The sequence below is a fragment of the Burkholderia stagnalis genome (assembly GCF_902830275.1).
GTDB classification, from domain to species: domain Bacteria; phylum Pseudomonadota; class Gammaproteobacteria; order Burkholderiales; family Burkholderiaceae; genus Burkholderia; species Burkholderia stagnalis.
Genome location: NZ_CADESW010000014.1, coordinates 40625 through 63186, shown reverse-complemented (window position 1 = coordinate 63186; position 22562 = coordinate 40625). Strand labels below are relative to the sequence as shown.

At 68.6% G+C, this 22562-nt stretch carries 21 protein-coding genes; 3 read left to right on the top strand and 18 right to left on the bottom strand.

Annotated elements, in window-relative coordinates; genetic code table 11:
• Positions 1 to 71 precede the first annotated feature (71 nt).
• From ugpQ to HWY45_RS23040, 12 genes are all read right to left on the bottom strand, one after another.
• Positions 72 to 845: a glycerophosphodiester phosphodiesterase gene (ugpQ, locus tag HWY45_RS23095; protein ID WP_059803065.1), complete on the bottom strand. Its 774-nt coding sequence runs from the start codon at positions 843 to 845 to the stop codon at positions 72 to 74.
• Positions 846 to 865: 20 nt separating this feature from the next.
• Positions 866 to 1951: a sn-glycerol-3-phosphate import ATP-binding protein UgpC gene (locus HWY45_RS23090; RefSeq protein WP_059803067.1), complete on the bottom strand. Its 1086-nt coding sequence runs from the start codon at positions 1949 to 1951 to the stop codon at positions 866 to 868.
• A 32-nt stretch (positions 1952 to 1983) separates the two neighbouring features.
• Positions 1984 to 2829 carry a sn-glycerol-3-phosphate ABC transporter permease UgpE gene (gene ugpE / locus HWY45_RS23085; RefSeq protein WP_059883732.1) on the bottom strand — a complete coding sequence of 282 codons (846 nt, stop codon included), beginning with the start codon at positions 2827 to 2829 and terminating at the stop codon, positions 1984 to 1986.
• Positions 2826 to 3710: a sn-glycerol-3-phosphate ABC transporter permease UgpA gene (ugpA, locus tag HWY45_RS23080; protein ID WP_059883733.1), complete on the bottom strand. Its 885-nt coding sequence runs from the start codon at positions 3708 to 3710 to the stop codon at positions 2826 to 2828. The genes ugpE and ugpA overlap by 4 nt, the downstream gene beginning before the upstream one ends.
• A gap of 96 nt (positions 3711 to 3806) precedes the next feature.
• The gene (gene ugpB, locus HWY45_RS23075) at positions 3807 to 5141 is read right to left on the bottom strand and encodes a sn-glycerol-3-phosphate ABC transporter substrate-binding protein UgpB (protein WP_059558333.1); all 1335 of its coding nucleotides are present in this window, start codon (positions 5139 to 5141) and stop codon (positions 3807 to 3809) included.
• Positions 5142 to 5229: 88 nt separating this feature from the next.
• Positions 5230 to 6438 (bottom strand): deoxyguanosinetriphosphate triphosphohydrolase, encoded by a 1209-nt coding sequence (locus tag HWY45_RS23070; protein ID WP_059803106.1) that lies wholly within the window; start codon positions 6436 to 6438, stop codon positions 5230 to 5232.
• A gap of 41 nt (positions 6439 to 6479) precedes the next feature.
• Entirely contained in the window at positions 6480 to 7559 is a 1080-nt protein-coding gene (aroB, locus tag HWY45_RS23065) for a 3-dehydroquinate synthase (RefSeq protein WP_059803073.1), read from the bottom strand.
• A complete protein-coding gene (gene aroK, locus HWY45_RS23060; protein ID WP_059558441.1) occupies positions 7556 to 8110 on the bottom strand; it encodes a shikimate kinase AroK in 555 nt (184 codons plus the stop codon). The genes aroB and aroK overlap by 4 nt, the downstream gene beginning before the upstream one ends.
• A 41-nt stretch (positions 8111 to 8151) precedes the next feature.
• Complete coding sequence (locus tag HWY45_RS23055; protein ID WP_230942421.1) at positions 8152 to 9783, bottom strand: type IV pilus secretin PilQ; 1632 nt, start codon at positions 9781 to 9783, stop codon at positions 8152 to 8154.
• Positions 9777 to 10625, bottom strand: coding sequence for a hypothetical protein (locus HWY45_RS23050; RefSeq protein WP_059883734.1), 849 nt, complete (start codon positions 10623 to 10625; stop codon positions 9777 to 9779). Before HWY45_RS23050 ends, HWY45_RS23055 begins: the two co-directional genes overlap by 7 nt.
• The gene (locus HWY45_RS23045) at positions 10622 to 11272 is read right to left on the bottom strand and encodes a hypothetical protein (protein ID WP_059883735.1); all 651 of its coding nucleotides are present in this window, start codon (positions 11270 to 11272) and stop codon (positions 10622 to 10624) included. The genes HWY45_RS23050 and HWY45_RS23045 overlap by 4 nt, the downstream gene beginning before the upstream one ends.
• Positions 11269 to 12195: a hypothetical protein gene (locus HWY45_RS23040; RefSeq protein ID WP_059883736.1), complete on the bottom strand. Its 927-nt coding sequence runs from the start codon at positions 12193 to 12195 to the stop codon at positions 11269 to 11271. The genes HWY45_RS23045 and HWY45_RS23040 overlap by 4 nt, the downstream gene beginning before the upstream one ends.
• Positions 12196 to 12420: 225 nt before the next feature.
• Between HWY45_RS23040 and HWY45_RS23035 the strand changes: the two genes are divergently transcribed.
• Entirely contained in the window at positions 12421 to 14811 is a 2391-nt protein-coding gene (locus tag HWY45_RS23035; RefSeq protein ID WP_124482771.1) for a penicillin-binding protein 1A, read from the top strand.
• Between the two features lie 67 nt (positions 14812 to 14878).
• Here the strand turns inward: HWY45_RS23035 and cyaY are convergent, their stop codons facing one another.
• The gene (cyaY, locus tag HWY45_RS23030; protein WP_059803082.1) at positions 14879 to 15205 is read right to left on the bottom strand and encodes an iron donor protein CyaY; all 327 of its coding nucleotides are present in this window, start codon (positions 15203 to 15205) and stop codon (positions 14879 to 14881) included.
• 36 nt (positions 15206 to 15241) lie between these two features.
• On the opposite strand from cyaY, the gene lptM reads away from it, so the two are divergent.
• Positions 15242 to 15535 (top strand): LPS translocon maturation chaperone LptM, encoded by a 294-nt coding sequence (gene lptM / locus HWY45_RS23025; RefSeq protein WP_059883737.1) that lies wholly within the window; start codon positions 15242 to 15244, stop codon positions 15533 to 15535.
• A gap of 76 nt (positions 15536 to 15611) precedes the next feature.
• Here lptM and msrQ read toward each other — a convergent pair whose 3' ends face one another.
• The 5 genes from msrQ to HWY45_RS23000 all read right to left on the bottom strand — a co-directional run bounded on the left by msrQ (position 15612) and on the right by HWY45_RS23000 (position 21644).
• Positions 15612 to 16286 (bottom strand): protein-methionine-sulfoxide reductase heme-binding subunit MsrQ, encoded by a 675-nt coding sequence (gene msrQ / locus HWY45_RS23020; protein WP_059883738.1) that lies wholly within the window; start codon positions 16284 to 16286, stop codon positions 15612 to 15614.
• Between the two features lie 19 nt (positions 16287 to 16305).
• Entirely contained in the window at positions 16306 to 17301 is a 996-nt protein-coding gene (gene msrP, locus HWY45_RS23015) for a protein-methionine-sulfoxide reductase catalytic subunit MsrP (protein WP_059883739.1), read from the bottom strand.
• Between the two features lie 163 nt (positions 17302 to 17464).
• Positions 17465 to 18655, bottom strand: coding sequence for a c-type cytochrome biogenesis protein CcsB (gene ccsB, locus HWY45_RS23010; RefSeq protein WP_059883740.1), 1191 nt, complete (start codon positions 18653 to 18655; stop codon positions 17465 to 17467).
• 4 nt (positions 18656 to 18659) lie between these two features.
• Positions 18660 to 20870: a cytochrome c biogenesis protein ResB gene (locus HWY45_RS23005; RefSeq protein ID WP_059883741.1), complete on the bottom strand. Its 2211-nt coding sequence runs from the start codon at positions 20868 to 20870 to the stop codon at positions 18660 to 18662.
• Between the two features lie 120 nt (positions 20871 to 20990).
• Positions 20991 to 21644: a c-type cytochrome gene (locus HWY45_RS23000; RefSeq protein ID WP_059883742.1), complete on the bottom strand. Its 654-nt coding sequence runs from the start codon at positions 21642 to 21644 to the stop codon at positions 20991 to 20993.
• A gap of 214 nt (positions 21645 to 21858) precedes the next feature.
• Between HWY45_RS23000 and yihA the strand changes: the two genes are divergently transcribed.
• Entirely contained in the window at positions 21859 to 22518 is a 660-nt protein-coding gene (gene yihA / locus HWY45_RS22995) for a ribosome biogenesis GTP-binding protein YihA/YsxC (RefSeq protein ID WP_059883743.1), read from the top strand.
• Positions 22519 to 22562 lie beyond the last annotated feature (44 nt).

Sequence of the window (22562 nt, the reverse complement as noted above, 5' to 3'; positions counted from 1 at the left end):
CGCCCCGGACGGAAGGCCGCCGGGGCGTCGATTTTTTCGCGTCAGGCTCGTTTCCGAGCCATCGTTGCCGATCATGCGCGCTGCACGATCGCATCCAGCGCGTGCGGGCCGATCAGGTCGATGCGGTCCGTGCAGACCGCGTCGACGCCCCAGCTCACGAGCTGCCGCGCCCGTTCGAGGTCGTTGACCGTATAGACGAGGATCCGCAGCCCGGCCGCCTTGATCGCGCGCACCAGCGGCTCGTCGAGCCGCGTGTGGTCCGCATGCAGCGACACGCAGCCGAGCGCATCGACCACCTGCGCACGCCAGTCGTCCGGCACGGCCTCGTACAGCATCCCGCGCGGCAGGCCCGGTGCGGCCTCGCGCGCATGCTGCAGCGCATCGAACGAAAACGACGACAGCAGCGGCGGCACCGCGGCGCCGCGCCAATGCGCCGCGGCATCCGCGGCCACGCGCCGCCCGGTCTCGCGCTCGCGGCCCGGGCACGGCTTGATCTCGACGTTCGCCGCCAGCCCGAGCGCGATGCAGCGCGCCGCTGCCGCTTCCAACGTCGGCATCCGCTCGCCCGCGAAGCGCGCGTCGAACCACGCGCCGGCGTCGAGCGCCGCGAGTTCCGCATAGCGCATTGTCGCCGCCGGCCCTTGGCCGTTCGAGGTCCGGTCGACCGTGTCGTCGTGCAGCAGGAAGGTCACGTCGTCGGCCGACAGCTTCGCGTCGAATTCGACCATCGCGTGTCCGCGCCGCGCGCCTTCGGCGAGCGCGGCGAGCGTGTTCTCCGGCGCGAGCGCGCCGCCGCCGCGATGGGCGACGACGCGCGGATAGGGCCAGTCAGGGCGGAAAGTCATCAGTAGGCCTCGCAGCGGATTCAGCCGGCGCGCTTGCCGGTCTCGGGATCGAAGAAATGCAGCCGGTGCGCGGGCAGCGCGACCGCGAGCGCCGTGCCGCGCGCGGGGCGGTCCGCGTGCGGCAGGCGCACCGCGACGTCGTGCGCGCCCCAGCGGCCGTGCACGAGGTTGTCCGCGCCGAGCAGTTCGCACGAATCGACCGGCAGTGTGGCATGCGGCACGCCCGGCTGCGGCGTCATGTGCTCCGGGCGCACGCCGAGCACCCAGTCGCGGCCGGTTGCGATCTCCGTGCCGAGGCCCGGCGCGTCCGCGACCGGCAGGTCCGGCCCGCCGCCCGCGACGGTGAACGTCGCGCCGTCCGCGGACAGCCGCCCCTGCAGCAGGTTCATCGCCGGCGAACCGATGAAGCCCGCGACGAACACCGTCGCCGGCTTCTCGTACACGTCGACCGGCGCGCCGATCTGCTCCGCGTAGCCGCGGTTCATCACGATCACGCGCTGCGCGAGCGTCATCGCCTCGATCTGGTCGTGCGTCACGTACACGCTCGTCGTCGCGAGCCGCGCATGCAGCCGCTGGATCTCGAGCCGCATCTGCACGCGCAGCTTCGCGTCCAGGTTCGACAGCGGCTCGTCGAACAGGAACACCGACGGCTCGCGCACGATCGCGCGCCCCATCGCGACCCGCTGCCGCTGGCCGCCCGACAGCTCGCGCGGCCGCCGCGCGAGCAGCGGCTCGAGCTCGAGGATCTTCGCGGCCGCGGCGACGCGCGCGTCGATCGTCGCGCGCTCGAGGCCGCGGATCTTCAGCCCGTAGCCCATGTTCTGCGCCACCGTCATGTGCGGATACAGCGCATAGTTCTGGAACACCATCGCGATGTCGCGATCCTTCGGCTCGAGCGCGTTCACCACCCGCTCGCCGATCGCGATCTCGCCGTCCGTCACGCTCTCGAGCCCCGCGATCATCCGCAAGAGCGTCGACTTGCCGCAGCCGGACGGCCCGACCAGCACGATGAACTCGCCGTCGGCGATCTCGACGTCGATGCCGTGCAACACCTGCTGCTTTCCGTCATAGGATTTCCTGACGCCCCTCAAGCTCAGCGCAGCCATACGTCGTCCTTCTCCTCGTAGCGTGTCCGTGGTTACTTTTCAGAATCGACGAGGCCGCGCACGAACCAGCGCTGCATCGCCAGCACGACGACGAGCGGCGGAATCATCGCCAGCAGCGTCGCCGCCATCACGTATTGCCATTCGGTCGCGGCATCGCCGCTCGCGATCATCGTCTTGATGCCGACCACCGACGTCGACAGCGACGCCTCCGTCGTGATCAGGATCGGCCACAGGTACTGGTTCCAGCCGTAGATGAAGGTGATCACGAACAGCGCCGCGATGCTCGTCTTCGACAGCGGCAGCACGACGTCCCAGAAAAAGCGCAGCGGCCCCGCGCCGTCGATGCGCGCCGCGTCCATCAGCTCGTCGGGCAGTGTCATGAAGAACTGGCGGAACAGGAAGGTCGCGGTGGCCGACGCGATCAGCGGCAGCGTGAGCCCCGCGTACGAGTTGGTCATCTGCAGCGTCGACACGACCTGCACGGTCGGGAAGATCCGCACCTCGACCGGCAGCATCAGCGTGACGAAGATCAGCCAGAACGCCGTGTTGCGGAACGGGAATCGGAAATAGACGATCGCGTAGGCGGACAGGATCGACACCGCGATCTTGCCGATCGCGATGCCCAGCGCCATCGCGAGGCTGTTGGCGAGCAGCCGGCCGAACGGCGCGGTCGTGCCGCCGCTGCCGTGCCGCCAGATGTACGCGACGTTCTCGACGAGGTGCGTGCTCGGCACCAGCGACAGCGGCACGCTGACCACTTCCTGCGCGCTCATCGTCGCCGCGCAGAACGCGACGTAGACGGGAAACACGAGCAGCGCGACACCCGCGATCAGCACCGCGTGGCAGAACAGGTCGAAACCCTTGCGATTCTCGATCATGCGTATTGCACCCTGCGTTCGACGAAGCGGAACTGGATCACCGTGAGCCCGACGACGATCGCCATCAACACGACCGACTGCGCGCCCGAGCTGCCGATATCGAGCCCCTGGAAGCCTTCCGTGAAGATCTTGTAGATCAGCGTCTTGGTGCTCTGCGCGGGGCCGCCCGCGGTCGCGGCGTCGATCACCGGGAACGTGTCGAAGAACGCGTACACGAGGTTCACGACCAGCAGGAAGAAGCTCGTCGGCGACAGCAGCGGCAGCACGACGTGGAAGAAGCGCCGCACCGGGCCCGCGCCGTCGATCGCGGCCGCCTCGATCAGCGAGCGCGGGATCGCCTGCAGCCCCGCGTAGAAGAACAGGAAGTTGTAGCTCACCTGCTTCCACACCGACGCGAGCACGATCAGGAACATCGCCTGCCCGCCGTTCAGCGCGTGGTTCCAGACGATCCCGGCTTTCGCGAGCCCAAAGGTGATCAGGCCGATGCTCGGGTTGAACAGGAATGCCCACAGCACGGCCGCGATCGTCGGCGCGACCGCATACGGCCAGATCAGCAGCGTGCGGTATGCGCGCGCGCCGCGTATCACGCGGTCCGCGCACGCGGCGAGCAGCAGCGACACGACGAGCCCGCTCACCGTGACGAGCGCGCTGAACACGAGCGTCGTGCGGAACGAGTCGAGATACAGCGGATCGGCAAACAGGCGCGTGAAGTTCGCCATGCCGACGAACTCGCTCGACGTGCCGAACGCATCCTGCATCTGCGTGGATTGCCACAGCGCGACGCCGGCGGGCCACAGGAAGAACACGCCGGTGATCGCGAGCTGCGGCGCGATCAGCAGGTACGGCAGCAGGCTCGTACCGAAACGGGAACGGGATTGCATCGCAAGGATCCGGTCAGGCCAAACGGGAGGGATGAACGGCCGCCGGCCGCCGCGCGGATGCGCGCGACGCGGCCGGCGGCACGGCGCGACGCGCGCTCAGCTGCCCGACTTCTCGAAGCGTCGCAGCAGCTCGTCGCCGCGCTTCGCCGCGGAATCGAGTGCGTCCTTCGGCGACTTCTTCTGCGCCCAGACCTGCTCGAACTCCTCGTCGACGATCGTGCGGATCTGCGGCATGTTGCCGAGCCGCAGCCCCTTCGTGTACGGCAGCGGCGCCTTGTTCAGCATCTGCTTGATCGCGGTTTCCGCGCTCGGGTTCTTCGCGTAGAAGCCCTGCTGGCGCGTCAGGTCGTACGCGGCCGTCGTGACCGGCAGGTAGCCCGTGTCCTGGTGCCACTTCGCGGCGACGGCCGGCGAGCCCAGGAACGCGAGGAATTTCGCGACGCCCTTGTAGGTCGCCGGATCCTTGCCGGCCAGCACCCACAGGCTCGCGCCGCCGATGATCGCGTTCTGCGGCGCGCCCTTCACGTCCGCGTCGTACGGCATCATGCCGGTGCCGTAGCTGAACTTCGCGAACTTGTGCACGTTCGCGAGCGCGCCCGACGACGTCGTCATGATCCCGCAGTCGCCGCTATAGAACTTCGCCGACGCCTCGTCCTTGCGGCCCGCATACGTGAACGTGCCGTCCTTCGCCATCTGCTGCAGGAACTGGACGTGCGCGACCTGCTGCGGCTTGTTGAATTCGAGCACCGCGTCGGCGCCGTCGAAGCCGTTGTTGCGGCTCGCGAACGGCAGGCCGTGCCACGCGCTGTAGTTCTCGAGCTGGATCCAGCCCTGCCAGCCGGTCGTGAAGCCGCACGCCATGCCCGACTGGCGCAGCTTCTCCGCGTCGGCCTTGACCTCGGCCCAGGTCTTCGGCGGCTGGTTCGGGTCGAGCCCGGCCTTCTTGAACGCGTCCTTGTTGTAATACAGCACCGGGGTCGAGCTGTTGAACGGCATCGACACGAGGTGGCCCGTCTTCGCGTCGCTGTAGTAGCTCGCGATGGTCGGCACGAACGCCTTCTCGTCGAACGGCACGCCGGCCTGCTTGAACACGTCGTAGACCGGCACCACCGCCTTCTTCGCCTGCATCATCGTCGCGGTGCCGACCTCGTAGACCTGCAGGATCGCCGGCGCGTTGCCGCTGCGATACGCGGCGATGCCCGCCGCGAGCGCCTGGTCGTAGGTGCCCTTGAACACCGGCACGATCTTGTAGTCGCTCTGCGACGCGTTGAACTGCGCCGCGATCTCGTTCACCCGCTCGCCGAGCGCGGCTTCCATTGCATGCCAGAACTGGATCTCCGTCGCCGCGAATGCCGCATGCTGCGCGCCGAACATCAGCGCGCCCCCGAGCGCGAGCGAACGAACCAGCGTCCCTACGGGCTTCTTCTCCATCGACCTCTCCTATGAAAACGATACCAACGGCGGGTACACCTTTCCCGTCGCCAGCGAACCGGCGCAGTCTAGTGATCGTTTGTGACAGTCAGTTGTCGCTGACGACGAACAAACGCTGGTATTCCTTCACGGCGAAACGATCAGTCATGCCGGCGATGTAATGCGCGACGAGGCGCGGCTGCTTCGACGCGTCCTCGGACTGGTACTGCGGCGGCAGCAGGCGCGGATCGTCGATGAACGCGTCGAACAGCCCGGTGACGATGCGCTGCGCCTTGTTCGCCATCCTCATGACCTTGTAGTGGCGATACAGGTTCTTGAACAGGAAGCGCTTGAGGGCCGCCGCCTGCGCGGCGACGGCTTCGCTGTGCGACACGAGCGGCGGCGCCGCGCGCACGTCGTCGAGCGACGCGGGCGCGACGCGCGCGAGATTGCGCGTCGTCTCGTCGATCAGGTCGACGATCAGCGTGTTGATGATGCGGCGCACCGTCTCGTGCACGAGACGCCGGCCTTCGAGATGCGGGAATTCGGCGAGCGCCGCCGCGTAATGGCGCTGCCACAGCTCGACTTCCGCGAGCTGCTCGATCGTGACCAGCCCGGAACGCAGGCCGTCGTCGACGTCGTGGTTGTTGTACGCGATTTCGTCGGCGATGTTCGCGAGCTGCGCCTCGAGCGACGGCTGGCGGCCCTGCAGGAACCGCTCGCCAAGCGCGCCGAGCTTGCGCGCGTTGTCGCGCGAACAGTGCTTGAGGATGCCTTCGCGCGTCTCGAAGCACAGGTTCAGGCCGTTGAACGCGCCATAGTGCTCCTCGAGCTCGTCGACGACGGCGAGGCTCTGCAGGTTGTGCTCGAAGCCGCCGTGCTCGCGCATGCATGCGTTCAGCGCGTCCTGCCCCGCATGGCCGAACGGCGTATGGCCGAGATCGTGCGCGAGCGAGATCGCCTCGACGAGATCCTCGTTCAGCCGCAGGTTGCGCGCGACCGAACGCGCGATCTGCGCGACTTCGAGGCTGTGGGTGAGACGGGTGCGGAACAGGTCGCCTTCGTGATTGACGAAGACCTGGGTCTTGTATTCGAGCCGGCGGAACGCGGTCGAATGGACGATGCGGTCGCGGTCGCGCTGGAATTCGGTGCGCGCCGCCGGCGGCGGCTCGGGGTGGCGCCGGCCGCGCGATTGCGACGCGTGGGCGGCATACGGGGCGAGATGGGCCTCCAGCGCCGCCAGGGTCGGCGGCTCGGCCACCGGAGCGGACGCGCTCCGGGGCTGGCGTGGCAACTTGCTGCTGGATGTCTCGCTCACCGTCTCCTCCACGTCAAGGGCGCCGGGCAGCCGGGCCGGGGTTATTGCGTCGTCGTCGCCAGTGTAGCGAACACCGCTTCGTCGGGCGCAGGCGTGATCAGCGTATCGCCGAAGCGCTTCAGCAGGATGAACTTGATCGCGCCCGCCTCGGCCTTCTTGTCGACGCGCATCAGGTCCATGTAGCGCGCGTCGCCGAGCGCGGGCGCGCGAGTCGGCAGGTGCGCGGCCGCGATCACCGCATCCAGGCGCTGCCGCGACGCTTCGTCGAGCAGGCCGAGCCGCACCGACAGGTCGCCCGCCATCACCATCCCGCAGCCGACCGCCTCGCCGTGCAGCCACTCGCCGTAGCCGAGCCCGGCCTCGATCGCGTGGCCGAACGTGTGGCCGAAATTGAGGATCGCGCGCAGGCCGCCTTCGCGCTCGTCGGCCGCGACCACGCTCGCCTTGATCTCGCACGAGCGCTTGACGGCCTCGGCAAGCGCGCCGGGCTCGCGGCGGTTCAGTGCGTCGACGTTCGCCTCGATCCAGTCGAAGAACGCGGCGTCGGCGATCGCGCCGGTCTTGATGATCTCGGCAATGCCGGCCGCCAGCTCGCGGTCGGGCAGCGTCGTCAGCGCGCCGATGTCCGCGATCACCGCCTGCGGCTGGTAGAACGCGCCGATCATGTTCTTGCCGAGCGGGTGGTTGATGCCAGTCTTGCCGCCGACCGACGAATCGACCTGCGACAGCAGCGTGGTCGGCACCTGGATGAACGGCACGCCGCGCATGTAGCACGCGGCCGCGAAGCCGGTCATGTCGCCGATCACGCCGCCGCCGAGCGCGACGAGCGTGGTCTTGCGGTCCGCGCGGTCGGTCAGCAGGCCGTCGAAGATCAGGTTAAGCGTTTCCCAGTTCTTGTACGCCTCGCCGTCCGGCAGCACGACCGTCGACACGCGCTTGCCGAGCGGCGCGAGCGCGGCGCGCAGCGCGTCGCCGTATAGCGGATCGACCGTCGTGTTCGTGACGATCGTGACGGACGAGCCCTTGATGTGCGGGGCGAACAGCTCGGTGCGGCCGATCAGGCCGGCGCCAATATGAATCGGGTAGGCGCGGTCGCCCAGATCGACGTTGACAGTAATCATGCTTGTAATGGCTTGGCGACGACACCCGCCAGTTCGAGCTGCATCAGCACCATGTTGACGAGCCCGTTGACCGACGGGCGGCCGGTTTCGATGACGAAATCCGCGCATTCGCGATACAGCGGATCGCGCACTTCATAGAGCGCCTCGAGACGCGCCTTCGGATCCTCGGTCTGCAGCAGCGGCCGGTTCTTGTCCTTGCGCGTGCGCAGCCACAGATCGTGCGGATTGGCGCGCAGATAGACGACGATGCCGTGCGCCTTCAGGAATTCGCGATTTTCGGGCCGCAGCACCGCGCCGCCGCCCGTCGCGAGCACGACGTTCTCGCGCTGCGTGAGCTCGGCGATCACCTGCGATTCGCGGTCGCGAAACCCGGCTTCGCCTTCCATCTCGAAGATCACCGGAATGCGTGCGCCCGTGCGTGCCTCGATCTCGTGGTCGGAGTCGAAGAATGCCCTGTCGAGCCGGCGCGCGACCGCCCGGCCCACGGTGGTCTTACCCGCTCCCATAAGGCCGACGAAAAATACGTTTGCGTGTGGGTCCCGCGCTTGCAACGGCATTCCTCTGCTTCAATCTTGCTGGTGTGTGGCGCAGCTTACTGGCAAAGCGGCTGCCTTGTCGAGCCTGCGCCGGCGGCTTCCGGCCCCGTTTCACGGGCATCCTCGCCGGCCGTGCCGGTCGCGTCGCAACGCGAACCGACGACCGTCGGGGTGATGAAGACGACCAGCTCGCTGCGCTGGTCGCGCTGCGCGCGATGCCGGAACAGCGCGCCCAGAACTGGTATTTTGCCCAAGAGCGGCACCCGCGTCACATCGTCCCGGCGCAACTGCTCGTAGATCCCGCCGATCGCGACCGTCCCGCCATCCTCCACCTCGACGCGCGTCTGCACATGCTTCGTGTGGATCGCCGGGCCGGCCGCCGTCGGCTCGCCGACGCTGTCCTTCGTGACGTCCAGGTCGAGCACGACGCGCCCGTCCGGCGTGATCTGCGGCTCGACCTCGAGCTTCAGCGTCGCCCGGCGGAACTGCACGCCGCTCACGCCATTGCCGACCTTGGCCTGATAGGGCAGCTCCGCGCCCTGTTCGACGATCGCCTTGGCGCGATCGGCCGTCACGACGCGCGGACTCGACACGATGTGCCCCCGCCCTTGCGCCTCGAGCGCGCTCAATTCGATGTCGAGCACGCGGCTCAGCGGCGCGGCGAACAGCGTGAACCCGGCCGTAGCGGCTTCGAAGCCGCCGAGCGGCCGCGCCGCGAGATCGAGTGCGTTGCGCTCGGCAGCGGCGCCCGCCGCGCCATCGCCGCCTGTCGCCGTGCGGCCCTGGGCGCGCAGCGCGACGCGGGCGCCCAGGTTGCGCGAAAAACCCTGCTCGCCTTCGACGATCCGGGCCTCGATCCGAACCTGCCGCGACGGCCGGTCGATTTCGTCGATCAGGCCCGCGATCTGTGCAATGCGCGGCGCGAGGTCGGTGACGAACAGCAGGTTCGTGCGCGCATCGGCCGCCGCCGCCCCGCGCTTCGACAGCAGGCGCTGCCCCGCACCGCCGGTCAGGAGCCGCTGCACGTCCTGCGCGCGCGGATAGCGCAGCACGAAGGTGCGGCTGGCTAGCGGCTCGAGTTCCGCCGCGCGCGCATGCGCCTCGAAGCGTTCGCGCTCCCGCGCGGCCAGCTCTGCCGCCGGCGTGATCCAGATCACGTCGTCGCGACGGGACATCGCGAGCCCGTGCGTATCGAGCAGCGTATCGAACGCGGCCCGCCAGCGCACATTGTTCAGACGTAACGACACCGTGCCGCGCACCTGTTCGCTGACGATGATGTTGAGCCCGGTGAACCGCGCGAAGGCATCGAACGCGGCGGCGAGGCTCACGCCCTGCAGGTTCAGCGAGATCCGCCGCGCGTCGTCGGCATCGCCCGGGCGCCGCGCGGCCGCGTCGCTCATGCGCACGGGCGGCGGCAGCGGGATCGGCGGACCTTCGAGCGCGGGCGTCGCGACCGGCGCCGAAGGCGCGGCGCGCGGCGCCGGCTCCAGTTGCAATGGCGGCTCCGCCGCCGACGACGCGATCTCGCTGCCGTCGACAGCCCCCTGCGGCAACGGCACGTGCGGCCCGTCGGCACGCGACGCCACGGGCGGCCACTCAGGCGGCACCGGCGGCGGCAGCGCGCCGGATGCCGCTGCGGCATAAAGCCCGATCCCGACGAGCGCTCGCCGCCCCATGCTGATCACCATTGCGCACCTCCGTCGTCCAGCACCATCCTGCGCGCCCCGGACGCCGTGGCGAGCGTCACGGCGTCCGGCTCGACGCGCATCACACGCATCGCGCCAACGGCCTCCCCGGCCGCGACCGCCATGATCGCGCCCATGCCGTCGTCGAACAGCGCAAGCCCGGCGCGCGCATCCCGCATCACGCCGGCCAGCCGGGACGGCAGCGCGCTGCCCGCCCCGGGCGCCGCCGGCGCCCCGAACGGATCGGCATCCGCCGTATCCTCATGGCGCCGCCCTTCGCCATATGCCGCCTCGCCGCCGCGCAACGCGGGGAACACATCGAGCGAGAGCGCCACGCGCGCCGTCCGGCTGTCGCGCTCGACCCGTATCGCCGCCGGCACGACCAGCACCGGCGATGCCGCCAGCCCGTCGATCATCCGCCGCAGCGCCGGGAAACCTCCGTTCGCGTCGATGCGCACCGTGCGCCGGCCCTCCGGCTTCGCGTCCTGCCCGGCCTGCGGCTCGAGCGCGACGACCTGCAGCCCGCTCGACGCAGCCAGTTCCGCCAGTTCGAGCAGCACCGCCGGCCAGCCTGGTGCAGCCGGCGCGCCGCTGCTGTCGCCCGTCTCGGCGCGGGCCGCGCGATGGCGGGACGCGTCGGCAAGCACCCGTTCGGCCGCAGCCGCGCGCGCGATGGCCGCCTCCAGCGACGCGCGGCTGCGTGCGAGTCCGCCCCAGTCCGCGCTGTCCGCCAGATGGATGCCGCCCGCCAGCACCGCGCCGAATGCCAGCGCGCAGCCCGCAACGTGCATGACGACCGGCCGCGAGACGCCGTCATAACCGAATCGATTCGCGAGCGCCGTCATTTCCGCGCCTCCGGCTTGGCCTCCTGGCGCGGCGAAGCCGCCTGCCAGTTCAACTTCACCGAGAACCGGAACGGCATGCGCACCGCGCCCGCCGGGTCGGGCGGAGCGGGCGTCAGCGCGTCGACGTCGACGCGCCATCCATGTGGCTCGCGCGCGATCCGCGCGAGCCAGCGCGCCGCCGCCCGGTAGCTCGCAGCCCGCGCATCCAGCACCGCGCCGGCGGATGTCGTGCGCAGCGCGTCCAGCCGGACTTCGTCGTCGCGCACGCGCACCAGCAGCGCGAGCAGCCCGGCCGCCTGCCGGTAAGGCGCCGCGAGCGCCGCCGCCTGCGCATCGCGCTGCGCGGCGGCCGCGGCCTGCCGGGCAGCGCGCGTCGCCGCGTCCACCTGCGGCTGCCGCCGCAACAGGCCCGCCTCGACACGCGCGCGTTCGGCGTCCGTTCGTACCCGCAGCCACGCCGCGCTGCCCGTCCATATCCCGACGCCCGCCGCCCCGAGCAGGATTGCCGCGCCGCATTGCGCGGCCCGGCGCCGGCGCATCGCGCGGGCGAGACGGTCGCGGTACGGAAGCAGGTTGAACCCGTCAAGCCATGCCTGCCCGGCAGCTGGCCCCCATGACGCGTCCGCAGGCACGCCGCGCGCCCTCATTCCCACACCCCGCGCAGCGCGAGTCCGAACGCGACCGCGAACGCGGGCCCGTCCGTCGAGCCGGATCGCGCCACTGGGCCGCCGCCGGCCCAGCGCGCACAATCGAACGGCAGAACGATCGCGCCGAGCAAGTCACCGACCTCCGCGACGGAGGTGCCGAACCGAGCGAGATACCGCGTATCGCCGCCGACCACCGTGCACCGGGCCGGGCCGCGCGCCAACGCGCGCAGCGCATCGGGCAGCGCGCCGTGCGCGCGATCGGGGAACGCGAACTGCTGCACCGCGGCGCCGCGGTCCAGCAACCAGCCGCGCACGCCGGCATCGGCGAACCAGAGTGCGAAACAGGGTTCGTGCGCGTCCGGTTCGCACAACGCGGCAAAGCGCAACGCCCGCAGCGCGGCGATCGGCTCGCAGTCGACCCCCGTCAGATCGACACCCGCCGCCGCTGCCGCCTCGATCCGCCGCTGCAAGGCGGCCTGCGGCGCGGCGGCAATCGCGATCTCGCCAGGCCGCGCGCCGTCCGTGGGCCGCCAGTCGAACGCGAGACTGTCCGGCGCGAGCCCGGAAATACGCTCGGCGGCCTGCCGCGCGGCATCGGGGATATCGTCGCGCCCGGCGAGGTCGAGCGTCGCGGTACGCATCTCGTCGTCGCGCAGTGCCATCACGCCGGACACGTCGCACCGCACCCCGCGCGCCGCCAGCCGCGACACGGCGGCGGACAGCGCGCGCCCGACCGCCGCCCAGCGCACGTCGTCGGGCCCGTCCGGCTGCCCGAGCGGTTCCGTGTCGATGCCTTCGACGCGCACGTCCATGCCGCGCCGCCGCCGGCTCACCACCACCACCCTCACGTCACCCGCGGCGACGTCGATCCCCGTCGCCGTGCGCCTGCCCATCGCGCGTCGCACCGCCCATCGTCCGGCCATCCAAGCCTCCCGCCATCGCTGCGGCCCATGCCGCAATCCCAGGCTTGCATTCTGCGCAGCGGCGCGGGCCGCCGACAGTCGGCCGAACGGCCAACGTCGCGCTCCGCGCGCACCGGCGCGCTATGCTGGAAGCACGGCAACCCGCGCCCGTGCGCGGCCCGTCGCCCACGTCAGGACCGGTCATACCGGGCAGCTATAATCGCGGGACTGTTTTCCGGTATGCCTATGCAATCCACGTCCCCTACGTCCCCGCCCCCCGCCCCGGAGCCGAAGAAACGCCCCTGGTGGCTGAAAGTCCTGCTCGGCTTCGCTGCGGTGTGCGTGGCGCTCGTCCTGTGCGGCGCGCTCGTGCTCGGCTACGCGCTCGTCGTCGCGTCGCCGAACATGCCGTCGCTCGACGCGCTGACGGACTATCGTCCGAAGGTTCCGCTGCGCATCTACACGTCCGATCACGTGCTGATCGGCGAATTCGGCGAGGAACGGCGCGACATCGTCCACTTCAAGGACGTGCCTGATTCGCTGAAGAAGGCGATCCTCGCGATCGAGGACGCGCGCTTCTACGACCACGGCGGCGTCGATCTCACCGGGATCATCCGCGCCGGCTTCGTCGCGCTGACGAACGGCCATGCGTCGCAGGGCGCGAGCACGATCACGATGCAGGTCGCGCGCAACTTCTTCCTGTCGAGCGAAAAGACCTACACGCGCAAGATCTACGAGATGCTGCTCGCGTACCGGATCGAGCGCGCGCTGACGAAGGATCAGATTCTCGAGGTCTACATGAATCAGATCTATCTCGGCCAGCGCGCATACGGTTTCGCGAGCGCCGCGCACGTCTATTTCGGCAAGGACCTGAAGGACCTCACGCTCGCGGAAGCCGCGATGCTGGCCGGGCTGCCGAAAGCGCCGTCCGCGTATAACCCGGTCGTCAATCCGAAGCGCGCGAAGGTGCGCCAGGAGTACATCCTGCAGCGCATGCTCGAGCTGAACTTCATCTCGCGCGAGCAATACGACGAGGCGATCGCCCAGCCGCTGGTCGTCAAGGGCGCCGGCCGCGAGTTCAGCGTGCACGCGGAATACGTCGCGGAAATGGTGCGCCAGATGATGTACGCGCAGTACCGCGAGGAAACGTACACGCGCGGCTTCAACGTCGTCACGACGGTCGATTCCGCCGATCAGCAGGTCGCCTACAGCGCGCTGCGCAAGGGGATCATGGATTACGAGCGACGCCACGGCTATCGCGGGCCGGAAGGCTTCATCGAGCTGCCGGCCGGCGCCGACGATCGCGAGCAGGCGATCGACGACGCGCTGCTCGAACACCCGGACAACGGCGAGCTGATCGCGGCGGTCGTGACCGCGGCGGCCCCGCGCCAGATCACGATCGCCTTCATCGACGGCAGCAGCGCGACGCTCGAAGGCGACAGCCTGCGCTTCGCCGCCAGCGCGCTGTCGGCCAATGCGCAGCCGAACCGGCGCATCCGTCCGGGCGCCATCGTGCGCGTCGTGAAGAACGACGACGGCAAATGGACGATCACGCAGCTGCCGCAGGTCGAAGGCGCGTTCATCTCGATCGTTCCGCAGGACGGCGCGATCCGTTCGCTCGTCGGCGGCTTCGACTACAACAAGAACAAGTTCAACCACGTCACGCAGGCGTGGCGGCAACCGGGTTCGTCGTTCAAGCCGTTCATCTACTCGGCGTCGCTCGACAAGGGCCTCGGCCCGGCGACGGTCATCAACGACGGCCCGCTGTTCTTCAGCGCCGCGGAAACGGGCGGCCAGCCGTGGGAACCGAAGAACTACGGCGGCGGCTTCGAGGGGCCGATGTCGATGCGCACCGCGCTGCAGCGCTCGCGCAACCTCGTGTCGATCCGGATCCTCAACCACATCGGCACGAAATACGCGCAGCAGTACATCACGCGCTTCGGCTTCGACGCCGAGCGCCACCCGGCCTACCTGCCGATGGCGCTCGGCGCGGGCCTCGTCACGCCGCTGCAGATGGCCGGCGCGTACTCGGTGTTCGCGAACGGGGGCTACCGCGTCAATCCGTACCTGATCGCCGAGGTGACCGATCCGAACGGCGCGGTCGTCGCGCGCGCGCAGCCGCTCGTCGCCGAGCAGAACGCGCCGCGCGCGATCGACGCGCGCAATGCGTACGTGATGAACAGCCTGCTGCAGAGCGTCGCGCAGCGCGGCACCGGCGCGAAGACCAACATGCTCAAGCGCACCGACCTTGCGGGCAAGACCGGCACGACCAACGACTCGCACGATGCGTGGTTCGCCGGCTACCAGCATTCGCTCGCCGCGATCGCATGGATCGGCTACGACAACCCGCGCAGCCTCGGCGACCGCGAAACCGGCGGCGGCCTCTCGCTGCCGGTGTGGATCGATTACATGGGCGCCGCGCTCAAGAGCGTGCCCGAATTCAAGCCGGCGATGCCGGACGACGTCACGACGCTCGGCAGCGAGCTGTATTTCGCCGAGTTCACGCCGGGGCATGGCTTCGTGTCGACGGTCGGCGTGGCTCAGGCGCCGGCGGCGCAGGATGCAGGTGAGGAGGAGGCGCCGCACGTCGACGAACAGGAAAAGCAGGACATCATGAACCTGTTCCGCGGCCACTGACGTTCCGCGCAGACACGAAAAAGCGGCCCGCGGGCCGCTTTTTCATTGATACGACGGTTCGATCCGCTCAGGCGCTGAACGTGATCGGCATCCCCGCCTGCTGCGTCGCGTAGTCGCTGAGCGCCGAGAAGAATTCCGTGCCGGTGCGCGTGTCGCGCCACGCGCCGTCCACGTAGCGGTAATGGAAGCCGCCCGCCTTCGCGGCGATCCACACTTCCTTCATCGGCGGCTGCAGGTTGACGATGATCTTCGAGCCGTTCTCGAACGTCAGCGTCAGGACGCTGCCGTTGCGCTCCAGGTCGATGTCGTGATCGCCGTCGTTCGCGGCGTCCACGGTACGCTCGACGGCCGCCAGCACGGCCTCGGCACGGGTCAGGTAATCGGTATCGGACATGCTAAACTCTATCGATTAAATTGTTCAGGGACGATCATGCGAGTGGTTTTCCGGATGAGCGCGATTGTAGCGGCTTTGGCGATTCTTGCAGGCTGCGGTCAGCGCGGTCCGCTCTATCTGCCCAATGTGCCGCCGCTGCCGCCGAAGCCGATCGAGCAGCAGCAGGACGCGCCGCCTGCCGACGTCAAGCCGGACGACGAAACCGCTTCCTCGTCCGCCAGCATGCCCGATACGTCCGGCACGCCGCTGACGCTGTCGCCGGAGCTGTCGAGCGGCGCCTCATCGACGGGCAAGCCGGCGCCCGCCTCCGGCCCGGCGAGCGTGCAGTAACCCGCGCCGCGCACTGAGAAGGCGATGACCACACGGTCATCGCCTTTCTTTTTGGCGCGCAGCGAAGCGCGCCCCATCAGCCTCGCACGCGCCGCCATCCCCATGCGGCGAGGCGCCAGCCGAGCAGCGCCGCGACGATCGCCGCATACAGCTTCGGCTGCGCGAGATCGTGCTTGCCGGCCTTCATCCACCAGAAGTGCAGCACGCCGAACAGCGCGACCGCGTAGATCGTGCGATGCAGCGTCGCCCAGTGGCGCCCGAGCCTGCGCACCATCGCGCGCGGCGAAGTCGCGGCGAGCGGGATCAGCAACACGAACGCGGCAAAGCCGATGGTGATGAACGGCCGCTTGCCGACGTCCTTCAGGATCGCCGCCAGGTCGAACCACTTGTCGAACCAGAGGTAGGTCGTGAAGTGCAGCGTCGCGTAGAAAAACGCGAACAGGCCGAGCATCCGGCGCAAGCGCAGCAGCGCGGCGACGCCGGTCATCCGCCGCAGCGGCGTCACGCCGAGCGTGACGCACAGCATCACGAGCGTCCACAGGCCGGTCGAACGCGTGACGAATTCGATCGGATTGGCGCCGAGGCGGTCGGTCAGGCCGAACAGCACGACGCGCGCGAGCGGATACAGGCCGGCCGCGAACACCAGTGCCCTGGCGGGTGCGAGCCAGCGCGGCGCAGCGTTGCGGACCCTGTCCGGTGGCCGTGCGGCGGCATCCGCGGCGCGCGCGGGCGTGAGCATCGAAGGGGGCATGTCGTTCCTCACCGGTGCGTCAGAAGTTCTTCTTCAGGTCCATGCCCTGATACATCGACGCGACGAACTCGCCATAGCCGTTGAACATCAGCGTCTTGCGCTTCGGCGTGAAGAAGCCGTCCTCGCCGATGCGCCGCTCGGTGGCCTGGCTCCAGCGCGGGTGGTCGACGGCCGGATTGACGTTCGAGTAGAAGCCGTACTCGTTCGGCGCGTAGGTGTGCCAGCTGGTCGGCGGCTGACGGTCGACGAAACGGATCTTCACGAGCGACTTCGCGCTCTTGAAGCCGTACTTCCACGGCACGACGATCCGCACCGGCGCGCCGTTCTGGTTCGGCAGCACCTGCCCGTAGACGCCCATCGTCAGCAGCGTCAGCGGATTCATCGCCTCGTCCATCCGCAGGCCCTCGGCATACGGCCAGTCGAGAATCGGCGTCGACAGGCCCGGCATCTGCGACGGGTCGGCGAGCGTGACGAACTGCACGTATTTCGCGTTACCGGTCGGCTGCACGCGTCGGATCAGCTCCGCCAGCGGCACGCCGATCCACGGAATCACCATCGACCATCCCTCGACGCAGCGCAGCCGGTAGACGCGCTCCTCGAGCGGCGCGAGCTTCAGCAAATCGTCGAGGTCGAACACCTTCGGATGCTGCACCGCGCCCTCGACGCTGACGCGCCATGGGCGCGGCCGCAGCGTGCCGGCGTTCTGCGCCGGGTCGCCCTTGTCGGTGCCGAACTCGTAGAAATTGTTGTAGGAGGTGAGGTCCTTGAACGGCGTCACCTTGTCGGCCACGACGAATGTCGGATTGGTCTTCGCCGCCAGCTTCGCGGCCCTTGCGTCGGGCGACGCATACGCGGCGAACGCCGCGCCGCTGCCGCCCAACAGGCCGCCCGCCGCCGCGATGCCGGCCGTCTGCAACACGCGCCGACGGTTCTCGAACACCGCGCGCGGCGTGATTTCGCTGCGCGCGATGTCGTCGCCGCGCAATGCGCCCCGGAAAGGACGTTTGATCCACATGCTGCTGTTCCTCCTTGCTGCGCGCGTGCCGACACGCGCTCATGAGCGTTCGATCCGGATCATCATGCGCCGTTCGTCGCACGCGCCGCCCGCTCGTTACAAAACAAAACCGCCGGGCACGCGAGTGCGCCGGCGGTATTGAGTCGGACGAGCGTCGGAAATCTTACAGCTTGCCGTAGCTATGCAGCCCGGACAGGAACATGTTGACCCCGAGGAACGCGAAGGTCGTGACGATCAGGCCCGTCAGCGCCCACCAGGCCGCGACCGTGCCGCGCAGGCCCTTCATCAGGCGCATGTGCAGCCACGCCGCGTAGTTCAGCCACACGATCAGCGCCCAGGTTTCCTTCGGATCCCAGCTCCAGTAGCCGCCCCACGCCTCGGCCGCCCACAGCGCGCCGAGGATCGTCGCGATCGTGAAGAACGCGAAGCCGACCGCGATCGACTTGTACATCACGTCGTCGAGCACCTCGAGCGCCGGCAGGCGATCGGCGAGCACGCCGCGCTCCTTCATCAGGTACGCGACCGACACCATCGCCGACAGCGCGAAGCTGCCATAGCCGATGAAGTTCGCGGGCACGTGGATCTTCATCCACCAGCTCTGCAGGGCCGGCACGAGCGGCTGGATCTGCTGCGCGTCGCGCGCGATCGAGTACCACATCAGGAAACCGACCGCGGCGCTGATGATCAGCAGCACGAACGCGCCGAGCGCGCGCGTGCCGTAGTGGCCTTCGTAATACAGGTAGAGCAGCGCGGTGATCAGGCTGAACAGGACGAACACTTCATACAGGTTCGACACCGGGATATGGCCGACGTCGGCGCCGATCAGGTACGACTCGTACCAGCGCACCATCAACCCGGTGAAGCCCATCAGCACCGCGACCCAGGTGAGCTTCTGGCCGATCGCACCGCCCGTCACCGAACGCGTCAGCGTGCCGATCCAGTAGAAGATCGTCGCGAGCACGAAGAGCGCGCTCATCCACAGGATCGCCGACTGGCTCGACAGGAAATACTTGAGGAAGAACGCCGAATCCGCGCGTGCCAGGTCGCCCTGGTAGATCTGGATCGACAGCAGCGACAGCGCCGCGATCGCCGCCATCAGCAGCCGGGCCGGCTTCCAGCGCCAGCCGAGCACGGCGAGCGCCGGCACGGTGCCGATCAGCACCGCCTTGTCGTAGTAATCCATGTGCGCGCTGTAGTGCACGAACGCATAGCCTGCGCCGAGCACGAGCGCGAGCGCGAACAGCCAGTCGAACGGCGACAGGCGCGCCAGGAACGGACGGTCGTCGAACAGCGGCGCCGGAATCGGGGCCTGAGCCGACCCGTCGCGGGACGGGGAAACTTGAGTGAGATCCATGATGTTACCGGGTGGAATCCTCGGAACCGCCGCCAGCCGGCGGGCGGGAAGCCGACGCCGCACCGGCGGGCGCGGCATCGCGAGGTGCTGCGTGCAATGCGGCGCCGGCCGCGTCGCGCGTCTGCACGAATTCTTTCTCGAAATCGAAGGTCTTGCGGGCCGTGGACATCGCCATCACCACATCGACGCCGGGGCCGGCGTCCTTGAGCCAGAACCAGAGGCGCCGCTCGCGCACATAGAACATCGCGAAGATGCCGGCAACGAGCAGCAGGCTGCCAAGATACACCAGATTCTTGCCCGGTGCGCGCGTCAGCTGAAATACCGAAGCTTGCACCTGCTTGAAGGAGTCGAGCTGCAGATAGACCGGCGAACCGTACAGGAAGCTGTCGGACAGCGCGTTGATCGAATTCTGCACGAACCGGATCGACTCCGCGCCCTGCTGGAGCGGCGCCTCGCCGGCGCGCGCGCGCGCGATCTGCCAGACCTCCCACATCGAGCCCTCGAGCATCCGCAGCAGCAGGCCGGCCGCCTTTTCCTGCTCGGCCTTCGGCACCGACCGGTCGATGAACGTCGCGACGGCCTGGAAGCCGCCCACCGGCTGGCCGTCCGCGCCGCGCCCGACGCTGTCGTCGCTCGCCGCAAACAGGGTCAGCACCTTCGATGCGCTGTCCTGCAGGCGGCCGCGCAGCGACGCGTCGGTGCCCGGCAGCGAACGCTGCGCGAAGCGCGCGGCCGCATCCGCGCGCACCGCCGGATCTTCGAGCGCCGCGCGCAGGCGCATCCATTCGCCGATCGAATCCTGGCTGTCCGCCGGAATCCGCATATAGCGGAACGGATCGTTCGGGCTCGCGCGCACGCCGGCGAGGAACACGCGCTCGCCGTTCATGTCGACGGGCAGCATGTAGTTGTTGAACTCGCGCGCCTGGCCGTCCTTGCCGCGCACCTTGTACTGCACCGACGGGCCGATGTTGTGCAGCTGCGTCGGCTTCGACGACTTCGCGCCCGAGCCGAGCCGCTCGTCGAACGCTTCCTTCAGCGTCGTGGTCTTCGCGACGCCGCGCACGTCCGGCTTGCCGTTCGCGTCGGCCATGTTCTCGACGTTGATCGCGCGGAAATCGGAGAATTCGATCGACTCGCCGTCGGCGCCCGGCATCTGCAGCGGCACCGAATTGCCGATCGCGCCCTGCACCGGGAACGGCTTCAGCGTGCTGCCCGTCATCGGGTAGGCGGTCATCTGCATCTGCGAGCCGCCATCCTGGAAGCTCGACTGGTAGATCGACACGCCCTTGTACGTGAACGGCTTGTTGACCTCCACGCGCGCCGGGATCTTCCGGCCCGTCTCGCGATCGATCACGACGATGTCGCTCGCGAACAGCTTCGGCATGCCCGTCGTGTAGTAGTCGACGATGAACTTGTTGAGCTGGATCGAGAACGGCAGGTCCTGGATCAGCGAGCCGTTCGGCTGGTTGAGGATCGCGGTCGACACGAACTGGCCTTCCGGCACCCACGCGTAGCCGCGGAACGTCGGGTTCGACGCGGACAGGCGATGGTCGGGCGAGATTTCGCTGATCGTCGCGCTCGTGTTGACGGGGCTCTTGCCGAACATCCACATCTGGAATTTGATCGGCAGGTTGCTGTCGAGCAGGCCGCCGACGCAGATCACGACGATCGCGAGGTGCGCGGAGATATAGCCGAACTTCGTCAGCGCGCCGCGCTTCGCGGAAATCAGCGTCGCGCCGTCGGTCTCGCGCACGACGTGCTTGTAGCCGGCCTTCGTGACGAACGCGGCGAGCGTCGCGGTGGCCGCCGCGCGCGTGCCGCCCGCGGAATATTCGGCCTTGTGATGGAACGCGCGCAGGCTGCCTTCGCGGACCTTGTCCTTCCAGCTCTTCGCGTCGGCGAGCATCTTCGGCGCATTGCGGATCACGCACAGCGAGATCGACACCACGAGGAAGATCAGGATCAGCATGAACCACCAAGCGCTGTACACGTTGTACAGGCCGAGCGCGCGGAAGATGTCGGCCCAGAACGGCCCGAACTGGTTCACGTAATTCGGATACGGGTCATCCTGGGTCAGGACGGTGCCGACGATGCTCGCGATCGACAACACCACCAGCAACGCGATCGCGAAACGCATCGAGCTCAACAGCTCGACCGCGCGCTTCGTGGCGCCCTGGCCCGACTTCAACTGCAACCCCGACGTGGTAACGCTCATTCAAACTCCGACTGACAACAAAAAAGGGCGGGCGGCCGCAACGCTGCGGCGCCCCACCCTTTTCTTGTTCTGACTCCGGCCGCCCTGCGGGCGCCCGGTCACTCCGTTCGCGACTGGCGCTCAGCGCAGCCCGGCGATGTAGTCCGCCACGGCCTTGATCTCGCTGTCCGACAGACGCACCGCGATCTGATGCATCGCCTCGTTGTTGTTGCGGGCGCCCGCTCCCTGCTGGAACGCCGTCAACTGGGCGACGGTGTAATCCGACCATTGCCCGGACAGGCGCGGATACTGGATCGGCAGCCCCTGCCCCGTCGGCCCGTGGCAGCTCGCGCAGGCCGGCACGCCCTTCTCCGCGATGCCGCCGCGATAGATCTTCTGGCCGAGCGGCACGGTGGCCGCGACGTGCGCGGTGCCGGGCTTCGTCGCCTGCGAACCGTAATACGCCGCGACGTTGCGCATGTCGTCCGCGCTCAACGCGCTCGCGAACCCGACCATCACGGGGTTGTTGCGCGCCGGCCCCTTCGCGCCCGGCTGCGCCTTGAAATCGTTCAGCTGCTTGACCAGATACTCGGGATGCTGGCCGGCGAGCTTCGGGAAACCGCCCGATGCGCTGTTGCCGTCGGCACCGTGACACGATGCGCAGACTTGCGCCGCGATCGCCTTGCCGCGGTCGAGATCCGGCTTTGCCGCATCCGCCGCCCTTGCCTCTGCTACGAAACCTACGAACCCTGCTGCAACCTGAAGCACCATCAGAGACTTGCACAGTCGATTCATTCGCACACCCTGTTTCGTCTTGTGGGAATTTGAGGTTCTGCAAAAAACGACGGCGATCAGTCTACCGCAGAAGCCGCACTAGCGCGCGAGGCAGGCGCCCGGAGGCCTTCGGCAAAACCGCCGTATTGTACAATATCGCGCTGAAAGCCCCCGCGCCTATCGGGGCTACCCCGCCTCCACCAAGCGGCTCGCGCCGCCCGTCCCATCGGTTCCCATGGCCTTTCTGCTCCATCAAGCCCGCTTCTACACGACCGTCAACCACCTGCGCGACCTGCCGCCGACGGTGCAGCCGGAAGTCGCGTTCGCGGGCCGCTCGAACGCCGGCAAATCGACGGCGATCAACGTGCTGTGCAACCAGAAGCGGCTCGCGTTCGCGTCGAAGACGCCCGGCCGCACGCAGCACATCAACTATTTTTCGGTCGGCCCGGCCGACGAACCCGTCGCGAATCTCGTCGACCTGCCCGGCTACGGCTACGCGGAAGTGCCCGGCGCCGCCAAGGCGCACTGGGAGATGCTGCTGTCGAGCTACCTCGCGACCCGCTCGCAGCTCTGCGGCCTGATCCTGATGATGGATTCGCGCCGCCCGCTGACCGACCTCGACCGCCGCATGATCGAGTGGTTCGCGCCGACCGGCAAGCCGATCCACACGCTGCTGACCAAATGCGACAAATTGACGCGGCAGGAAAGCATCAATGCGCTGCGGACGACGCAAAAGGGGCTCGATGCGTATCGCGACTCGGGCGTGGAAGGCAAGCTGACCGTCCAGCTGTTCTCGGCGCTCAAGCGCACGGGGCTCGACGAGGCCCATGCGCTGATCGAGAGCTGGGTGCGGCCGTCCGTCGCCGACGCGAAAGACGAGCCTGTAGCAAAATGATCGGGCAACGCGCGGCCGGGATCGGCGGCGCGCACCTGACGGCG

Excerpts from the sequence above, each read along its gene's own strand:
- ugpQ (WP_059803065.1), bottom strand. The coding sequence starts at position 845 with ATGACTTTCCGCCCTGACTGGCCCTATCCGCGCGTCGTCGCCCATCGC.
- HWY45_RS23090 (WP_059803067.1), bottom strand. The coding sequence starts at position 1,951 with ATGGCTGCGCTGAGCTTGAGGGGCGTCAGGAAATCCTATGACGGAAAG.
- ugpE (WP_059883732.1), bottom strand. The coding sequence starts at position 2,829 with ATGATCGAGAATCGCAAGGGTTTCGACCTGTTCTGCCACGCGGTGCTG.
- ugpA (WP_059883733.1), bottom strand. The coding sequence starts at position 3,710 with ATGCAATCCCGTTCCCGTTTCGGTACGAGCCTGCTGCCGTACCTGCTG.
- ugpB (WP_059558333.1), bottom strand. The coding sequence starts at position 5,141 with ATGGAGAAGAAGCCCGTAGGGACGCTGGTTCGTTCGCTCGCGCTCGGG.
- aroB (WP_059803073.1), bottom strand. The coding sequence starts at position 7,559 with ATGATTACTGTCAACGTCGATCTGGGCGACCGCGCCTACCCGATTCAT.
- HWY45_RS23055 (WP_230942421.1), bottom strand. The coding sequence starts at position 9,783 with ATGGTGATCAGCATGGGGCGGCGAGCGCTCGTCGGGATCGGGCTTTAT.
- HWY45_RS23050 (WP_059883734.1), bottom strand. The coding sequence starts at position 10,625 with ATGACGGCGCTCGCGAATCGATTCGGTTATGACGGCGTCTCGCGGCCG.
- HWY45_RS23045 (WP_059883735.1), bottom strand. The coding sequence starts at position 11,272 with ATGAGGGCGCGCGGCGTGCCTGCGGACGCGTCATGGGGGCCAGCTGCC.
- HWY45_RS23040 (WP_059883736.1), bottom strand. The coding sequence starts at position 12,195 with ATGGCCGGACGATGGGCGGTGCGACGCGCGATGGGCAGGCGCACGGCG.
- HWY45_RS23035 (WP_124482771.1), top strand. The coding sequence starts at position 12,421 with ATGCAATCCACGTCCCCTACGTCCCCGCCCCCCGCCCCGGAGCCGAAG.
- cyaY (WP_059803082.1), bottom strand. The coding sequence starts at position 15,205 with ATGTCCGATACCGATTACCTGACCCGTGCCGAGGCCGTGCTGGCGGCC.
- lptM (WP_059883737.1), top strand. The coding sequence starts at position 15,242 with ATGCGAGTGGTTTTCCGGATGAGCGCGATTGTAGCGGCTTTGGCGATT.
- msrQ (WP_059883738.1), bottom strand. The coding sequence starts at position 16,286 with ATGCCCCCTTCGATGCTCACGCCCGCGCGCGCCGCGGATGCCGCCGCA.
- msrP (WP_059883739.1), bottom strand. The coding sequence starts at position 17,301 with ATGTGGATCAAACGTCCTTTCCGGGGCGCATTGCGCGGCGACGACATC.
- ccsB (WP_059883740.1), bottom strand. The coding sequence starts at position 18,655 with ATGGATCTCACTCAAGTTTCCCCGTCCCGCGACGGGTCGGCTCAGGCC.
- HWY45_RS23005 (WP_059883741.1), bottom strand. The coding sequence starts at position 20,870 with ATGAGCGTTACCACGTCGGGGTTGCAGTTGAAGTCGGGCCAGGGCGCC.
- HWY45_RS23000 (WP_059883742.1), bottom strand. The coding sequence starts at position 21,644 with ATGAATCGACTGTGCAAGTCTCTGATGGTGCTTCAGGTTGCAGCAGGG.
- yihA (WP_059883743.1), top strand. The coding sequence starts at position 21,859 with ATGGCCTTTCTGCTCCATCAAGCCCGCTTCTACACGACCGTCAACCAC.